The organism is Alistipes sp. DJF_B185 (assembly GCF_964250025.1).
GTDB lineage: Bacteria > Bacteroidota > Bacteroidia > Bacteroidales > Rikenellaceae > Alistipes > Alistipes finegoldii.
In genome coordinates this window covers 1-16,518 of record NZ_CAXUDY010000003.1, presented here as the reverse complement: position 1 = coordinate 16,518, position 16,518 = coordinate 1, and the positions used below count along the sequence as shown (strand labels likewise).

At 59.9% G+C, this 16,518-nt stretch carries 13 protein-coding genes; 8 read left to right on the top strand and 5 right to left on the bottom strand.

The window, feature by feature from the left end; translation table 11 throughout:
• Complete coding sequence (locus tag ACESTR_RS05225) at positions 1 to 2,247, top strand: family 20 glycosylhydrolase (RefSeq protein ID WP_302575311.1); 2,247 nt, start codon at positions 1 to 3, stop codon at positions 2,245 to 2,247.
• Positions 2,248 to 2,457: 210 nt separating this feature from the next.
• On the opposite strand, the gene ACESTR_RS05220 is transcribed toward ACESTR_RS05225, so the two are convergent.
• The 5 genes from ACESTR_RS05220 to ACESTR_RS05200 form a co-directional block, all read right to left on the bottom strand.
• Positions 2,458 to 2,955 carry a hypothetical protein gene (locus ACESTR_RS05220; protein ID WP_227042749.1) on the bottom strand — a complete coding sequence of 166 codons (498 nt, stop codon included), beginning with the start codon at positions 2,953 to 2,955 and terminating at the stop codon, positions 2,458 to 2,460.
• Between the two features lie 475 nt (positions 2,956 to 3,430).
• Positions 3,431 to 4,927, bottom strand: a complete 1,497-nt coding sequence (locus ACESTR_RS05215; protein WP_302575305.1) for a potassium/proton antiporter — start codon at positions 4,925 to 4,927, stop codon at positions 3,431 to 3,433.
• Between the two features lie 15 nt (positions 4,928 to 4,942).
• Positions 4,943 to 5,476 carry a hypothetical protein gene (locus ACESTR_RS05210; RefSeq protein ID WP_302575302.1) on the bottom strand — a complete coding sequence of 178 codons (534 nt, stop codon included), beginning with the start codon at positions 5,474 to 5,476 and terminating at the stop codon, positions 4,943 to 4,945.
• Positions 5,477 to 5,534: 58 nt separating this feature from the next.
• On the bottom strand, positions 5,535 to 5,924 hold the full coding sequence (locus ACESTR_RS05205; protein WP_039940000.1) for a hypothetical protein: 390 nt from the start codon (positions 5,922 to 5,924) through the stop codon (positions 5,535 to 5,537).
• A gap of 156 nt (positions 5,925 to 6,080) precedes the next feature.
• The gene (locus tag ACESTR_RS05200) at positions 6,081 to 6,884 is read right to left on the bottom strand and encodes an energy transducer TonB (protein ID WP_009597254.1); all 804 of its coding nucleotides are present in this window, start codon (positions 6,882 to 6,884) and stop codon (positions 6,081 to 6,083) included.
• Positions 6,885 to 6,970: 86 nt separating this feature from the next.
• Here ACESTR_RS05200 and ACESTR_RS05195 point away from each other — a divergent pair, with 86 nt between their 5' ends.
• The 7 genes from ACESTR_RS05195 (at position 6,971) to ACESTR_RS05165 (ending at position 16,156) form a co-directional block, all read left to right on the top strand.
• The gene (locus tag ACESTR_RS05195) at positions 6,971 to 8,362 is read left to right on the top strand and encodes a bifunctional UDP-3-O-[3-hydroxymyristoyl] N-acetylglucosamine deacetylase/3-hydroxyacyl-ACP dehydratase (protein WP_009597269.1); all 1,392 of its coding nucleotides are present in this window, start codon (positions 6,971 to 6,973) and stop codon (positions 8,360 to 8,362) included.
• A 5-nt stretch (positions 8,363 to 8,367) separates the two neighbouring features.
• On the top strand, positions 8,368 to 9,162 hold the full coding sequence (gene lpxA, locus ACESTR_RS05190) for an acyl-ACP--UDP-N-acetylglucosamine O-acyltransferase (protein ID WP_009597261.1): 795 nt from the start codon (positions 8,368 to 8,370) through the stop codon (positions 9,160 to 9,162).
• 127 nt (positions 9,163 to 9,289) lie between these two features.
• Positions 9,290 to 9,757: a ribosome assembly cofactor RimP gene (gene rimP / locus ACESTR_RS05185; protein ID WP_014774338.1), complete on the top strand. Its 468-nt coding sequence runs from the start codon at positions 9,290 to 9,292 to the stop codon at positions 9,755 to 9,757.
• A gap of 233 nt (positions 9,758 to 9,990) precedes the next feature.
• Positions 9,991 to 11,223 carry a transcription termination factor NusA gene (nusA, locus tag ACESTR_RS05180; protein ID WP_009597272.1) on the top strand — a complete coding sequence of 411 codons (1,233 nt, stop codon included), beginning with the start codon at positions 9,991 to 9,993 and terminating at the stop codon, positions 11,221 to 11,223.
• 30 nt (positions 11,224 to 11,253) lie between these two features.
• The gene (infB, locus tag ACESTR_RS05175) at positions 11,254 to 14,169 is read left to right on the top strand and encodes a translation initiation factor IF-2 (RefSeq protein ID WP_278713818.1); all 2,916 of its coding nucleotides are present in this window, start codon (positions 11,254 to 11,256) and stop codon (positions 14,167 to 14,169) included.
• A gap of 7 nt (positions 14,170 to 14,176) precedes the next feature.
• Complete coding sequence (locus ACESTR_RS05170) at positions 14,177 to 14,812, top strand: hypothetical protein (protein ID WP_227042755.1); 636 nt, start codon at positions 14,177 to 14,179, stop codon at positions 14,810 to 14,812.
• A 24-nt stretch (positions 14,813 to 14,836) separates the two neighbouring features.
• Complete coding sequence (locus tag ACESTR_RS05165) at positions 14,837 to 16,156, top strand: acetyl-CoA hydrolase/transferase family protein (protein ID WP_009597260.1); 1,320 nt, start codon at positions 14,837 to 14,839, stop codon at positions 16,154 to 16,156.
• Positions 16,157 to 16,518 lie beyond the last annotated feature (362 nt).

Here is a 16,518-nt window from a genome sequence, read left to right as displayed (position 1 = left end):
ATGAAACACTTTGCATACCTGCTTCCGGTCTGCTGCCTGCTCTTCGCGGCCTGCCGGAAAGACTCCCCCGCCACCGAAATCATCCCGACGCCCCGCTCCGTAAAGGCCGGACAGGGAACGTTCGACCTCGGCGGCGGCATCCGCATCGCCCCGGCCGACCCGCTGCTCCGCCCGGCGGCCGACTACCTCGCACAACTGCTCCGGGAGGAAGACGTCGCGGCGGCTCAGGACGCCGGGAACGCCAATCTTTCGCTCGAACTCGATCCCCGGCTGCCGCAGCAGGGCTACACCCTGAAAATCACCCCGGCGCGGATCGAACTGCGCGGCGGCTCCTGCGAGGGCGTCGTTTCGGCAGCGGCATCACTGCGCCAGCTCCTGTGGAGCGGAAAGGGATCGCTGCCGGCACTCGAAATCGACGACGCCCCGCGCTTCGCATGGCGCGGCTTCATGCTCGACGTCGCGCGCCACTTCTTCACCAAGGAGGAGGTCATGTCGCTGACGGACCGGCTGGCCTGCTACAAGTTCAACCGCCTGCACCTGCACCTGACCGACGACCAAGGGTGGCGGATCGAAATCAAACGCTACCCGCTCCTGACCCGGCGCGGGGCATGGCGCACTCCGAACAAACACGACAGTGTCTGCCTGCGGCGCGCGGCCGACGAGCGCGACCCGAAATTCCTCCTCCCGGAGAAAAACATACGCCGCGAACAGGGCAAAATCCGCTACGGAGGTTACTACACGCAGGACGACATCCGCGAGATAGTCGCTTACGCGGCACAGCGCGGCATCGAGGTCATTCCCGAAATCGACCTGCCGGGGCACTCGCTGGCGGCCATCGGCTGTTATCCGCAGCTGGCGTGCGACGGCCGCGGCGGGTGGGGCAAACACTTTTCGACACCGCTCTGCATCGGCCGCGACAGCACGATCGCCTTCTGCAAAAACGTGCTGACAGAGCTGTTCGATCTCTTTCCGTCGCAATACGTACATATCGGAGGCGACGAAGTGGAGCGCACGCCGTGGGAGACGTGCCCGGACTGCCAGCGGCGCATCCGGGCCGAGAAGCTGGAAGGCGCAGGCGAACTGCAGGCATGGTTCACCCGTAAAACGGAGCAGTTTCTGGCGGCACACGGCAAAACGCTGCTCGGCTGGGACGAGATCACCGAAGACGGGCTGACCCCGCAGAGCGCGGTGATGTGGTGGCGCAGCTGGATGCCCTCCACCCTGACCGCGGCGCTCCAGAACGGACACCGCGTCATTGAGTCGCCTTCGGAATTTCTCTACCTCAACGGCGAACTCGACCGCAACACGCTCAGCAAGGTTTACGGCTGGGAACCCCTTCCGGAATCCCTGCGGGCATGGCAAGAGGGCCTGCTCGGCATTCAGGCCAACATGTGGACCGAGGATGTCCCGACGGCCGACGCGGCGGGCGAGCGGCTCTTCCCGCGGCTGCTGGCCGTGGCCGAGACGGCATGGAGCGCTCCGGAAAAGCGGGACTTCGCCGATTTCCGGCGCCGTCTCCCCCTGCACCTGCGTCAGCTGGAACGCGCAGGCTGGAACTACCGGCTCGACGACGTCGAGGGCGTCTGCGACGACAACGTCTTTATCGGCGCCGCTACGGTACGCCTGCTGCCGCCCGAATCGGCCGAACTGTACTACACGCTCGACGGAACGGTTCCCGACACCGCGTCGCAACGCTACACCGCGCCGTTCAGCATCACCGACAGCTGCACGCTCACGCTGCGCTGCTACAACCGACGCGGCGTCGCGGCAGAGATTCGCCGGGCCTCGTTCCGCCCCACGCGCTACGCCGAACCGAGCGCCGATGCCGGGAACCTGCAAAACGGACTGCTGGTGCGCTGGTACGATTACGACGGCGACAACTGCGCGGATATTGACGAAGCGCCCCTGCAGGCGAATTTCATCACCGACAGCGTCGTTATTCCCGACGGCGTGACGGGCAACATCGGATTGATCTGCGACGGCTATATCGACATTCCGGCCGACGGCATCTATTCGTTTTACACCTATTCCGACGACGGAAGCACGCTCGCCATCGACGGGCGAACGGTCGTCGACAACGACGGCCTGCACTCCCGTACCGAACGCAGCGGACAGGCCGCCCTGCGGCGCGGCGTGCACTCCTTCTCGCTGCGCTACTTCGACACCAACGGCGGCGTACTGGAGGCCGGAATCATCGACTCCGAAGGCCGGCGCATCCCGTTTTCGAGCCGGATGCTGAAACACTGAGACAAAACCGCTTCCCGAAACCGCACGCACAGACACGCTCCCTAACGGCCGCAAAGGGCAACCGATCCGCACGGCAGGCAGTCCCGCAGAGACGGCTGCTTACCCTCCGGAAAATGCAATTCACCCGCGCTGCAATGTATTGCAGCGCGGGTGAAATCGTAAAATCAGAACTCGTCAGACAGCCTCTTGGCATTCCGGCCCCGGATTCAGTCATCTTTTTTCGCCGGACTTCGAGTCGTTCGCGGACTTCTCACGCTCCTCGCGGGCCTTCATCACCTCCTTGCGGGATTCGAATTTCTCGCGGCCCGACAACACACGCTCCTCGTAGCGGCGCTGCTGGAATCGGCCGACCCAGTCGGGCGCAAGCACGATCGCCACGTAGAATCCGGCCTGCATCATGCAATAGAATGCGATCTGAAGCCACAAACTGCCGTCAAGCATGCCGTCGAGCAGCCAATGGCCGGGCAGCGGAAAAAAGCAGAACAGTACCAGCAGCAGGGCCGTGTCCAGCCGCTCGCTGCGCGACCAGCCCAGACGCCGCCAATAGATGAGGATGAAGAGCAGGTTGAGGCACAGCATCCAAGTGACCAGCATGCGCGGCGAAAGCGCCGCCGTTTCGGGCCTGAACAGCACGGTCCAAAGCCCCGGCACTACAGGAAGCAGCACCTGCATGCACAACAATAGAATTTTCCGACGTTTGGTTTTCATAGGCGCACAAAAATCGGCAGGTCTCCGCCTGCACGAAAAGACACCCTTAAATATATGAAAAAATACGGAACGGCACAAACATTCGGTTCTTTTTCTGCAAACTGCGACGGCAGGCAGCTCCGGTTCCAGCCGGGAAATATCCGGAAGCGGACGGGATACCCGAAGCTGCGCAGGACAACCGGTATCGGACGAGACAACAAGAGCCGAACGAGAACAACAGACAACCGGCCGGGAACAACAGACAACCGGCCGGGAACAACAGACAACCGGCCGGGAACAACAGGCAACTGGCCGGGAACAGCCGGCACCGCACCGGAATATCCGAAACCTATGAGAACACAAGTCCCGGCGACCGAAAAGGCCGCCGGGACCATAGAATGTCCGTAAAGGTTTAAGTCACTGAATCCCGGACATTGCCCGTGCGCCGCACGCACGGGAGGATTCCGGAATACGGAGCGCCGGACGCCGCCGAAGCCTATCCCAGCTTCATCACGTCGTCGATACCCATATCCTTATAAGTGGTCGCAAGCTCCTCGCTGCGGTCCGAAATGACCAGCAGTTTGTCGCCCAGCAGCAGTTCGGTCTTGCCCTGCGGCACGAAATACTCGCCGTTGCGGCAGACCATCATCACCAGCGTATTTTCCGGCAGCGTGATGTCCTTGAGCATGTGTCCGCTTTCGAGCATCGTCTCGTTGACCTCCACCTCCGTAAGGGCCGACTTCATATCCTGATGCATATCGACGCTGAAGGCCGATTCGCGCTCTTCGTAAGCCAGCCCCAGCAGGTTGGCCATGCCGCTCACGGTGGTGCCCTGCACCAGCAGCGAAATGATCGTGCCGAGGAATACGACGTTGAACAGCAGTCCCGCGTTCTCCACATGCGCCATCAGGGGATAGATGGCGAAGAGAATCGGCACGGCGCCGCGCAATCCCACCCACGACACGTAAAGCCGCGCCTTGGCGGTGAACTTGCGGAACGGGGCCATGCAGATGAAGACCGTCAGCGGGCGCGCCACAAGAATCATGAACGCCCCCACCAGTCCGCCCAGAATCAGCACACGGGGTTCGAGCAGTTCGTCGCTGTTGACGAACAGACCCAGCGTGAGGAACATCACGATCTGCATGAGCCACGTAAAACCGTCGAAGAAGACCGTCAGCGGACGTTTCTGCTGCAACTTGTAGTTTCCGACGACCAGACCCGAAAGGTAGACGGCCAGATAGCCGTTGCCCTTGATCAGGTCGGTGAAGGCGAACGAGAAAAAGATGAACGCCAGCAGCAGCACCGAGTAGAGCGAATGGTTGGCGAGGTTGATGCGGTTGATCGTCCAGACGGCCAGACGGCCGATCAGGTACCCCGACAGGGCGCCGACGATCATCTGCACGACGAAGAACACCACGCTCATGCCCATCCCCACGCTGCCAGAACTGTGCGACACCACGCTGATGAGCAGAATGGTCATCATATAGGCCATCGGGTCGTTCGAGCCGCTCTCCAGCTCCAGCAGGGGCCGCAGGTTCTGCTTCAACCCCTGCTTCTTGCTTCGCAGGATCGAGAAAACCGACGCCGAGTCGGTCGAGGACATCGTGGAGGCGAGCAGCAGCGCCAGTACGAACGGCATCTCGATCCCCAGCCACGGAGCCACCAGCCACACGAACGAGGCCAGTATGAACGCCGTCATGCCCACCCCCGCCGTGGCCAGCACGACGCCGGGTCCGATGATGGGTTTTATCTCCGAGAACTTCGTGTCCATACCTCCCGTGAAGAGAATGATGCACAAAGCGATCATACCGACGAACTGGGTCATCTCGACCGAACGGAACGAGATGAAATTCAAGCCGAACAGCATGCCGACTCCGAGGAACAGCAACAATGCGGGGGCGCCGAAACGATACGCGACCTTGCCCGCTATCACCGCCACGAAGAGCAGCAACGCACCTACCAATACTACATTTTCACCACTGATGTCTATCATTACTTATCTTTTTCTTTACGCTTGCACTTTATCGGCGACCTTCAGTTCCGTCTTATCCGCAATCTTCAGCTCCGTCAGCGGCTTGTACTCCAGATCCGCATATTCGAATGCCTGCATGGCGGCGAAGCGGTTGCCGGGCGTGCGGTAGAGGGCCACCGTCAGCGCCGGAACCTGCGCACGTTTCATGCCGAACAGACGCTCCGCATCTCCGTCCGAGACGGCCTGCATCACGTCGCTGCGGATGCCGCGGTCGAAATAGAGCTCCTCGTAGAGCAGGAAACAACGCTCCTCCCGGTGGAAAGGCGCTCCGCCCGAACCGAACATCTGGGCCGCGGCCATAATCATGCCTGCGACGACCATAATCCCGCCGATGAACACGATCGACGAACGCAGGTTGTTCGTGAGATCGGCGCCATACATGTTATTCACTACGATCAGCGCTGCACCGGCGACAAACAGCACGGCGGGCAGCAGTTGGAACTTGCGGCGTTTTACCACAACATTTCCCGACAAGGCGTACAACGCCTCGCAGATTTTATTCTTATCCATATCCTTTTCATTATCTAACGTTAGTATTTTTTCAGAGAAACCGGCAAAAATACGTAGGCTAAATAATGAGCCGGCACAGACGGTAGACATAATAATCCACCGCATGCAGACCGACGGAAAGGTCAGACGATTTGAATTCAGAGGTTACTTTCGTGCTTCCCCTCGCATGCCGGTCCGCGGCATAGCGGTCGGCGGCCGGACCGGATTCGGCATGGCCGCCGCGCTGGAAGACCGGAGCGGCCGGAGCTGGCGATACCTCCCCAAGCACGCGGGGCAGGTTCAGGTCGGCGTTGTATTCGCGCTCGCAAAGCCACACGGCGTCGGAGGCGCGATCGACCGAAAGCGTGACGGAGACATGCCCTGCGTCATGCGCAAGCGTCCGACCGCCGCCCCCGCAAAAGAGCAGACAGCCGAAAAGGCCCAACAGTATGACGAGAATTTTACGCATCTCCGATTCGGTCGGCGGCAGGAACAGAGACAGCGCAGGCCGCATGCAGGCCGCATCGGTTCGCCGCAGGCGAAACCGCTCTGTCCGAGCCGGAATTTACTTCGGCAAAGTTAACAATTTCCGCGGAATATCCCACTCCGGCCGGGCAAAAAGAACTTATTGCGGGATAAAAATGTACGTAATCGTCCCCTGCTGGCGCGCAGGGGCCGACTGGTCGATATTGAAGCGCGAAACCCGTGCCGCACGCAGGGCCGATTCGCGCATGCACTCGTCGCCGCCGCTCTGCACACGGGCGTTGACCACCTCACCCGCACGGTTGACCGTGATTTCGACGACCACGTCGCCCCCGCCCTCGCAGCGGTAGGCCGGGATATTGAGGCTGCGCGAGGTGCGCACCGGATCGGTCAGCGAAAAGGAGACCGTCACGCGGCCCTTGACCTTGCGGTCCTGACGCTCCTCGTCCTTCCCCGCGCCGTTGCGCTCGCGGATAGCCCGCTCTTCGGCCAGCCCCTGCTCGTAGGCTTCGCGGTTCGCCTGCATGCGCCGCTCGGCTTCGGCCGCGGCGTCGTTCAGCGCCGCGGCGTTGGTGCCGCGGTCGTCGCGGAGTTTCTCGTTCAGGGCGTTTTCGTTGGAGACCTGATTCTGAACGCTTTTCCAGTCTATCGGGTCCTGCTGCTGCCGCTCGCGGACCTGCTGTTCGAGCCGGTCGCGCTCCTTCTCCAGTTCGGCCAGCGTCTGCAGGTCGATAAACATTCCCTGCGTGTGGGGCCTGCGGCCGACGACGATCTTCGACGAAACGAAGGCGATCATCAGCACAAGATAGGCTATAATGGTCACGCACAAGCCGATGCGGTGGTCATAGGCCCACACGCCGGCATCCTCTTTGCGGTTGTCGAACGGCAATTTGAGACGCGGACGGCGCACCGTCTTGGGTTTATTGTCGGGTATATTCTCGGCCATCGGAGGTTGTCATAATTTTGAGCAAAAATAGCGTTTTTTAACGATTTTTTCATATCTTTGGGCGCAAATATTCAGAAACACTGCTTATGTCGACAAAACAACAAACGCTGAAGGCCCCGATCTCTTTCTCCGGCAAGGGCCTCCATACGGGTGTCAAAGTGACCATGACCGTGAACCCCGCCGATGCGGACACCGGAATCGTATTCCGCCGCACGGACATCGAGGGTCAACCCATAATTCCCGCCTTGTGCGACAACGTCGTAGACACTTCGCGCGGTACGACCATCGAATCCGGCGGTCACCGCGTAAGCACGATCGAACACATCATGTCGGCGCTCTGGACGCTGGGCGTGGACAACGCCGTAATCGACATCGACGCGGGCGAAACCCCGATCATGGACGGTTCGGCCTGCGCCTATGCCAAGGCCATCACCGAAGTCGGCATCACCGACCAGCCGGCCGAGCGCAAGTTCTACCACGTGACCGAAAAGATGGTCTACACGATCCCCGAAAAGGGCGTGGCGATCATCCTCTACCCCGACGACGAATTCTCCGTCTCGCTGCACGTGGACTACAACTCGAAGGTGATCGGCAACCAATACGCCACCTTCAACCCCGGCGACAACTTCGCCGACAAAATCGCCCCGTGCCGCACGTTCGTCTTCCTGCACGAGCTGGAACCGCTGATGAAGATGAACCTCATCAAGGGCGGCGATCTGGACAACGCCATCGTCGTGGTCGAGAACCCCGTTCCGGACGAGCAGCTGGAGCACCTCAAGAAGATCTTCAACAAGCCCGACATCGAGATCAACGCAGGCTACCTGAACAACCTCGAACTGCGCTGCAACAACGAGCTGGCGCGCCACAAGCTGCTCGACCTGCTGGGCGACTTCGCACTGCTGGGCGTACGCATCAAGGGCCGCGTCTGGGCAACCCGCCCCGGCCATTACGCCAACACGGAGTTCATGAAGCAGCTCAAGCACACCATCCGCAAGGCCGGCGAGAAGCCCCGCTACCAGTACGACTGCCGCAAGCCGCCCCTCTACGACATCAACGACATCCGCCACCTGCTGCCCCACCGCCCGCCGTTCCTGCTGGTGGACCGCATTTTCCACCGCGACGCCACCGACGTGGCCGGCATCAAGAACGTCACGATGAACGAGCCGTTCTTCGTGGGACACTTCCCCGACGAACCCGTCATGCCGGGCGTGCTGATCGTCGAAGCCATGGCGCAGTGCAGCGGCATTCTGGTGCTGGGCGACGTGCCCGATCCCGAAAACTACTCGACCTACTTCATGAAGATCGACGGGGTCAAATTCAAGCGCAAAGTCGTTCCGGGCGACACGCTTCAGTTCGAAATCCACCTGCTGGAACCCATCCGCCGCGGCGTGGCCGTCGTGGAGGCCAAAGCCTTCGTGGGCGAAACGCTCGCATGCGAGGCCGTCCTGATGGCGCAGGTCGTAAAAAATAAAAAGTAAAGGAGATGATCAGCAAGCTGGCATATGTTCATCCCGACGCCAAAATCGGGAACAACGTCACGGTCGAGCCCTTCGCCTGCATCGCGGGCGACGTGGTTATCGGCGACGACTGCTGGGTAGGTCCCGGCGCGGTGATTCACGACGGCGCCCGCATCGGCAAGGGGTGCAAGATCCATACCGCCGCATCGGTCTCCTGCCTGCCGCAGGACCTGAAATTCGCAGGCGAAGTGACCACGGCCGAGATCGGCGACTACAACGACATCCGCGAATACGTGACCATCAGCCGCGGCACCGCATCGACGGGCACGACCCGCATCGGCAACCGCAACCTGCTGATGGCCTACGTCCATGTGGGCCACGACTGCGTCGTCGGCGACAACTGCGTGATCGCCAACCGCGTATCGCTCGCCGGCGAAGTGCATGTCGGCAACTGGGTGGTGATCGGCGGCCATGCGGCCGTACACCAGTGGACGCATATCGGCGACCACGTCATGATTCAGGGCGGCGCGCTGCTGGGACAGGACGTCCCGCCGTTCATCATCGTGCGCAACGACACGATGCGCTTCGCGGGCATCAACAAGATCGGGCTTTCGCGCCGCGGCTTCACGCCCGAACGCATCGCCGAGATTCACGACGCCTGCCGCATCCTCTTCCAGAGCGGACTGAACTACATGTCGGGCTGCGAAGAGGTCGAAAAGCAGATCCCGCAAAGCGCCGAGCGCGACGAACTGGTGAAATTCATCCGCGAATCGAAGCGCGGAATCATCAAACCCTATGAATCCAAGGCCAAAGAGGAGTAAAAATTTCGTATAAATATTGGTATATCGGAATTTTTCATTATATTTGCAGTGTCGAAAGACAAAGCGAAGCGGTAAGGGGACGGTAAGTCCCCTTATTTTATACCATATACGACCGAATTTCAGAAACATGATCGACACGAAAAAGATAATCGAAGCGGCTGAACGCAAACTTCAGGGCACGGATATGTTCGTCGTGGGCTGCACCTGCACGCCCGGCAACGAGATCGAACTGCTGATCGACAGCGACACGTCGGTAGCCATCGAAGCGTGCGCGGAGCTGAGCCGGGCCGTCGAAGCGGAATTCGACCGCGACGAAGAGGATTTTTCGCTCACGGTAGCCTCCGCAGGCATCGGTTCGGAGCTGAAAAGCCTGCGGCAATACCGCAAGCTGATCGGCGGCACGGTCGAGGTGCTGCTCAATTCAGGGATCAAGATGCTCGCAAAACTCGATGCTGCCGACGACGAGGGCATCACGATCTCGTACGAGGAGAAGCAGGCCGTCGAAGGCAAGAAACGCAAGCAGCTGGTGACCGTCACGCGCCGCTATGCGTTCGACGAAATCAAGTCCACGAAGGAGTGGCTGGATTTCAAATAGGCCGCCGTCCGGCAACGCAGACAGCAAACACAGGCTTAGAAGGCAGACCGGGAGCAGGACAAAAACCGGAAGCAGGACGCAGATGAGAGGCAAACGCAGCTGAGGGGCGGTACGCAGGCTTGGAGCGGCCCTCAGACAAGAAGCAGCCCCCGGAGCGGGACGCTATCCGGCATGCAGACGAAAAAAAGCCGCGGGGTACAGAAGCATAAACTAAAAACAAGATAAACGACACAATGGACAATCTCAATCTTATCAGCAACTTTGCCGAGTTCAAAGAGCTGAAAAACATTGACAAAAGTACGATGATCGGCGTGCTGGAGGACGTTTTCCGCCACGCACTGCAAAAACAGTATGAGACGGACGAGAATTTCGACGTCATCATCAACCCCGAAAAGGGCGACCTCGAAATCTGGCGCAACCGCACCGTCGTCGAAGACGGCGCGGTCGAAGATCCAAATGCGCAGATCGCCGTCTCGGAGGTCAAGGCCATCGACCCGACCTACGAGATCGGCGACGAATACGCCGACGAGATCAAACTCTCGTCGTTCGGCCGCCGCGCCGTGTTGTCGCTGCGCCAGAACCTCGCCTCGCGCATTCTCGATCTGGAGAAGGCCAGCCTTTACGAGAAGTATTCGGAAAAGGTCGGCGAGATCGTCACCGGTGAAGTTTATCAGGTATGGAAAAAAGAGGTGCTGATCCTCGACGACGAGGAGAACGAGCTGATTCTGCCCAAGGCGGAGCAGATTCCCAACGACTTCTACCGCAAGGGCGACACCATCAAGGCCATCGTCAAGTCGGTCGAGATGAACAACAACCAGCCCCGCATCATTCTTTCGCGCACGGCCAACCAGTTCCTCGAACGCCTGTTCGAGCAGGAGGTTCCCGAAATCTTCGACGGACTGATCACCATCAAGAAGATCGTCCGCATCCCCGGCGAACGCGCCAAGGTCGCCGTGGAGTCGTACGACGAGCGTATCGACCCGGTAGGCGCATGCGTCGGCATGAAGGGTTCGCGCATCTATTCGATCGTCAAGGAGCTGCGCAACGAGAACATCGACGTGGTCAACTACACTGCCAACCCGTCGCTGATGATCCAGCGCGCGCTGAATCCCGCCAAGATTTCGAGCATCACCATCGACGAGGAGAAGATGACCGCTTCGGTCTACCTCAAACCCGATCAGGTGTCGCTGGCCATCGGCAAGGGAGGTCTGAACATCCGTCTCTCGAAGATGCTGACGGGTTACGACATCGACGTATACCGCGAAGTGGAGGAAGAGGACGTCGCCCTCACCGAATTCGCCGACGAGATCGACGGCTGGATCATCGACGCCCTGAAGAGCGTCGGCTGTGACAGCGCCAAGAGCGTGCTGGAGCTGCCCGTAGAGGAGATCGCGGCCCGCGCCGACCTCGAACTGGAGCAGGCCCAGAAGGTCGTAGCGATACTGAAGGCGGAATTCGAAGAGTAATCACAAGCGAAAGAAAGGAAAACACACGATATGGGTAACGAAAGAAAATTAAGGCTCATTCAGGTTGCAAAGGAGTTCAAGGTGGGACTGAATACCATCACGGACTTCCTGCAGAAGAAGGGTATCAAGAGCGACGGATCGCCCAACACGCTGGTCGATTCGGAGACTTATGCCGTTCTGGAGAAGGAGTTCGGGGCGAACCGCGCCGCAGGCAACGCACGCGATTCGATCCGTGAGCGCATCTCCCTGAAGCAGACGACCATCACTCTCGAAGAAGCTAAAAAGCAGGAGCGCGAGGAGGAAAAAGAGGTGGTCATCAAAAGCAACGTAATCAGCGTCAAGGATGAAATCCAGCAGCCGAAGATCCTCGGCAAGATCGACCTGTCGCCCAAACCCAAGGCGGCTCCGACCCCCGCTCCCGCCCCGAAGGCGGAACCGGTGAAACCGGCCGAACAGCCCCGTGCGGCCCAGCCCGCACCCGCCAGTGCGCCCGTCGAAGCGCCGAAACCCGCGGCGAAGCCCGAACCCGCCGCAGAGAAACCGGCAGCTCCCGAAGTCAAGACGGCACCTGCGGCTCCCGCAGCACCGGCTGCGGCCGCGGCGACTGCGGCGCAGGCCGAAACCGGAAAACCGGCTCCCGCGGCGGCCCCCGCTCCGGCCGCAACTCCGGCAACGACTCTGGCTGCGGCACCAGCTGCGGCTGCAGCACCGGCACCCAAGCCCGAACCCGCAGCGCCGAAAGACAATATCTTCCGCCCCGAAACCGTGACCCTGACGGGTCCGCAGGTGCTCGGCACGATGGACGTGTCGGGATTCGTCGCCGGCGGCAAGCATAAACGCAAACGTCTCCAGAAAGAGAAGGTGGACGTGAGCAAGGCCCCGAAAGGCAACACGCCGGGCGGCAACCGTCAGGGCGGCAATCAGGGCGGACAGGGAAGCCAGAACCGTCCCGGAGGTCCGGGCCAGAACCAGCCCAGACCGGGCGAAGGCCGCCGCAACAAGAACAAGGGCAAGGCGGCTCCCAAGCCGATCGTACGCCCCGAAGTGAGCGACGAGGAGGTTTCGAAGCAGGTAAAGGACACCCTTGCCCGTCTGACGGCCAAGGGCGCCAAGAGCAAGAGTGCAAAATACCGCAAGGACAAGCGCGACGCCGTAGCCGAGCGTATGAACGAGGAGTTCGAACGCGAGGAAATGGAACGTTCGACGCTCAAAGTCACCGAATTCGTGACCGTGAGCGAGTTGGCGACGATGATGAACGTCACGCCGACTCAGGTCATCACGGCCTGCATGAATCTGGGACTGATGGTGTCGATCAACCAGCGTCTCGACGCCGAAGCGCTCGTGGTCGTAGCCGAGGAGTTCGGCTACAAGGTCGAATTCGTCTCGGTGGAGATTCAGGAGGCGATCAACGACGACAACGAAGACAAGGAGGAGGACCTCGTGCCGCGTCCGCCGATCGTGACCGTCATGGGCCACGTGGACCACGGCAAGACCTCGCTACTGGACAATATCCGCAAGACCAACGTCATCGAGGGCGAGGCCGGCGGCATCACCCAGCATATCGGCGCCTACAGCGTCGAGCTGAACGGCCAGAAGATCACGTTCCTCGACACGCCGGGCCACGAAGCCTTTACGGCCATGCGCGCCCGCGGCGCCGCCGTCACCGACGTTGCGATCATCATCGTGGCGGCCGACGACAGCGTCATGCCGCAGACCGTCGAGGCCATCAACCATGCGCAGGCCGCAGGCGTGCCGATGGTTTTCGCCATCAACAAGATCGACAAACCCAACGCCAACCCCGACCACATCAAGGAACAGCTCTCGCAGATGAACTATCTGGTCGAGTCGTGGGGCGGTAAATATCAGGATCAGGAGGTTTCGGCCAAGAAGGGCATGAACCTCGACAAACTGCTCGAAAAGGTGCTGCTCGAAGCCGAGATGCTCGACCTGAAGGCCAACCCCAACAAGAAGGCGCAGGGCACCGTCATCGAATCGACGCTCGACAAGGGCCGCGGATACGTCTCGACGATCCTCGTACAGAGCGGTACGCTCCACGTGGGCGACGTGATCCTCTCCGGAACCTACACGGGCCGCGTGAAGGCCATGTTCAACGAAAACGGCAAGAAAGTGGAGTCCGCAGGCCCCTCGACACCGGTTCAGGTGCTGGGTCTGAACGGCGCCCCGCAGGCCGGCGATACGTTCAATGTCATGGAGGACGACCGTTCGGCGCGCGAAATCGCCAACAAGCGCGAGCAGCTGCAACGCATGCAGGGCATCATGACCCAGAAGCACGTGACGCTCGACGAGATCGGACGCCGCATCGCCATCGGCTCGTTCAAGGAGCTGAACATCATCGTCAAGGGCGACGTGGACGGCTCGATCGAGGCCATGTCGGGTTCGCTCATCAAGCTCTCGAAAGAGACCGTGCAGGTCAACGTCATCCACGCCGCCGTGGGTCAGATTTCGGAATCGGACGTGCTGCTGGCCGCCGCTTCGAACGCCATCATCGTCGGCTTCCAAGTACGTCCGTCGGCTTCGGCGCGCAAGCTGGCCGAGAAGGAGGAGATCGAAATCCGTCTCTACTCGATCATCTACGACGCCATCAACGACATCAAGGACGCTATCGAGGGCATGCTCGAACCGGTCATGAAGGAGGAGATCGTCGCTTCGGTCGAAGTGCTGGAGATCTTCAAAATCTCGAAGGTCGGCACCGTCGCCGGATGCGTCGTCCGCGAAGGCAGGCTCCAGCGCAACACCCCGATCCGCGTCATCCGCGACGGTATCGTCATCTACACGGGCAAGCTCGGCTCGCTCAAACGTTTCAAGGACGACGTCAAGGAGGTCACCAACGGTCAGGACTGCGGTCTGAACATCGAATCGTTCAACGACATCCGCGTCGGCGACATCGTCGAGGGATACGAACAGGTAGAAGTGAAACGCAAATAGCTACGCTATGCTGCCGAAACGTCTGATTGTTTTGCTGATGTCGCTCTGCACCCTGTGCGGAGCGGCATCGGCCGTTCAGCCCCGGACCGACCTCACGCAGAAGGAGCAGAAGGCGCTGCAGAAGGCTCAGAAGAAGAAGATCCGTCAGGAAGCCCGCCGCTTCGAGAGCCTGCGCAACAACGCCGTCGTGCAGTTCGCCCGCGAGCACCAGCCCTCGGACATCAGCACCCCTTCGTTCGTGAACGACTTCCGGATCTCGAACGTCATCTGCGCCGGAGACAACATCTCCGGCACCGTCATGCTGCATTTCGACATCACGCCGCTTTACGGCGGCTTCCGGCTCTACATGGGCGGCGAGCGCAACGGCACCTACGCCTTTGCCAAAGGTCTCGCCTACCCTTCGTCGGACCATTACGGCCGCATCTACACGATGCGCAGCGGCCAGCCCGAACATATCGTGGTGACGTTCTACAACATCGCGCCGGGCGTGGAGCGGCTCGACCGCGTGGACGTCAGCATGGGTCTGGCGCTCAACGCGCTGAACATCATTTCGATGCGTAACGTGCCGATCTTCTGGACCTACTCCGACAAAGCCATCAAAAACTACGTACAGGAAAACGCAAACAAGGTACCAGCTAACTAAAACCAATACAAACTTAAAGTAAAAATGACTACCCAGATCAAATTTACCACTGCCGAAGAAGCCGTCAAGGTTATCAAATCGGGCGACCACGTACACCTGAGTTCCGTGGCTTCGGCTCCCCAGTGCCTTATCAACGCCATGTGCGCGCGCGGCGAGGCCGGTGAACTGAAGGATGTACACATCCACCACCTGCACACCGAAGGCCCGGCGCCCTATGCCGACGAGAAATTCGAAGGCGTGTTCCAGCTCGACTCGTTCTTCGTGGGCGGCAACGTCCGCAAAGTGACGCAGAGCGGCTACGCCGACTACATTCCGATTTTCCTGAGCGAGACGCAGCGTCTGTACCGCTGCGGCGCGGTTCCCTGCAACGTGGCGATGATTCAGGTATCGACGCCCGACAAACACGGCTTCGTATCGCTCGGTACCTCGGTAGACGCGACGCTGGCTGCCGTGGAGACCGCCGATTACGTGCTCGCCGTGGTGAACAAGCACGTTCCCCGCGCCTTCGGACAAGCCATGATCCACTCGTCGAAGATCGACTACTTCGTGCAGGACGACACTCCGCTGATGGAGGCGCACTTCTCCGAGCCGAACGAGACCGAGACGGCCATCGGCAAGCACTGCGCAGCCCTGATCGAGGACGGCGCGACGCTGCAGATGGGCATCGGCGCCATTCCCAATGCCGTGCTGGCGCAGCTGGGCGGCCACAAGAACCTCGGCATCCATACCGAGATGTTCGCCGACGGCGTGCTTCCGCTGGTGGAAAGCGGCGTAATCAACGGCGAAGCCAAGAATATCGACAAGGGCAAGATGGTCTCGACGTTCCTGATGGGTTCGCAGCGCGTCTACGACTTCATCGACGACAACCCGGCCGTATTGATGATGGACGTGGGCTACACCAACGATCCCTACATCATCTCGAAGAACGACCGCGTGACGGCCATCAACTCGGCCCTGCAGGTAGACATCACGGGACAGGTATGCGCCGACTCGCTGGGCACGAAGTTCTATTCGGGCGTCGGCGGCCAGATCGACTTCGTATACGGCGCATCGCTCTCGAAGGGCGGCAAAGCCATCATCGCCATGCCTTCGGTCACCAACAAGGGCATTTCGAAGATCGCTCCCGTGCTCACGCCGGGCGCAGGCGTCGTCACGACCCGCAACCACATCCACTGGTTCGTAACCGAGCACGGCGCCGTAGACCTCTACGGCAAGACGCTGCAGGAGCGTGCCCGCCTGATTATCTCGGTGGCCGATCCTTCGGCTCAGGAGGAGCTGGACCGCGCCGCTTTCGAGCGTTTCGGCCAGCACCACCACTACGTAAAGAACTACATGAGCAAGTAATAAATTATTACGCAATCGAGAAGCGCCCCTGTTACAGCGGGCGCTTTTTTTGTATATTTGATGTAGTCTGAAGGTATTTAATTGACTACAAATAGATTAAAAGAAACTCGCATGAGAATGGGCAACGGATAAGAAATTGGTAAAGTGCTTTGATACACTATATTTCTCATGCTGTCAAACAACTCTTATTTGTTTGCAAATATAATATTATTGCAGGTAATAATCAAAAATAACGAGGTTTATTTTCATTTTTACCTGCTGATATTTGTTCCGGATTATCAGATGCGATATATTTGTAATTAGGATTCGTACCGTGTTCCAAGCGGTTCATAAGTAACGACTTGCGGAGTTTTGGCAACAAG

Coding starts and splice junctions, on each gene's coding strand:
- ACESTR_RS05225 (WP_302575311.1), top strand. CDS start 1: ATGAAACACTTTGCATACCTGCTTCCGGTCTGCTGCCTGCTCTTCGCG.
- ACESTR_RS05220 (WP_227042749.1), bottom strand. CDS start 2,955: ATGAAAACCAAACGTCGGAAAATTCTATTGTTGTGCATGCAGGTGCTG.
- ACESTR_RS05215 (WP_302575305.1), bottom strand. CDS start 4,927: ATGATAGACATCAGTGGTGAAAATGTAGTATTGGTAGGTGCGTTGCTG.
- ACESTR_RS05210 (WP_302575302.1), bottom strand. CDS start 5,476: ATGGATAAGAATAAAATCTGCGAGGCGTTGTACGCCTTGTCGGGAAAT.
- ACESTR_RS05205 (WP_039940000.1), bottom strand. CDS start 5,924: ATGCGTAAAATTCTCGTCATACTGTTGGGCCTTTTCGGCTGTCTGCTC.
- ACESTR_RS05200 (WP_009597254.1), bottom strand. CDS start 6,884: ATGGCCGAGAATATACCCGACAATAAACCCAAGACGGTGCGCCGTCCG.
- ACESTR_RS05195 (WP_009597269.1), top strand. CDS start 6,971: ATGTCGACAAAACAACAAACGCTGAAGGCCCCGATCTCTTTCTCCGGC.
- lpxA (WP_009597261.1), top strand. CDS start 8,368: ATGATCAGCAAGCTGGCATATGTTCATCCCGACGCCAAAATCGGGAAC.
- rimP (WP_014774338.1), top strand. CDS start 9,290: ATGATCGACACGAAAAAGATAATCGAAGCGGCTGAACGCAAACTTCAG.
- nusA (WP_009597272.1), top strand. CDS start 9,991: ATGGACAATCTCAATCTTATCAGCAACTTTGCCGAGTTCAAAGAGCTG.
- infB (WP_278713818.1), top strand. CDS start 11,254: ATGGGTAACGAAAGAAAATTAAGGCTCATTCAGGTTGCAAAGGAGTTC.
- ACESTR_RS05170 (WP_227042755.1), top strand. CDS start 14,177: ATGCTGCCGAAACGTCTGATTGTTTTGCTGATGTCGCTCTGCACCCTG.
- ACESTR_RS05165 (WP_009597260.1), top strand. CDS start 14,837: ATGACTACCCAGATCAAATTTACCACTGCCGAAGAAGCCGTCAAGGTT.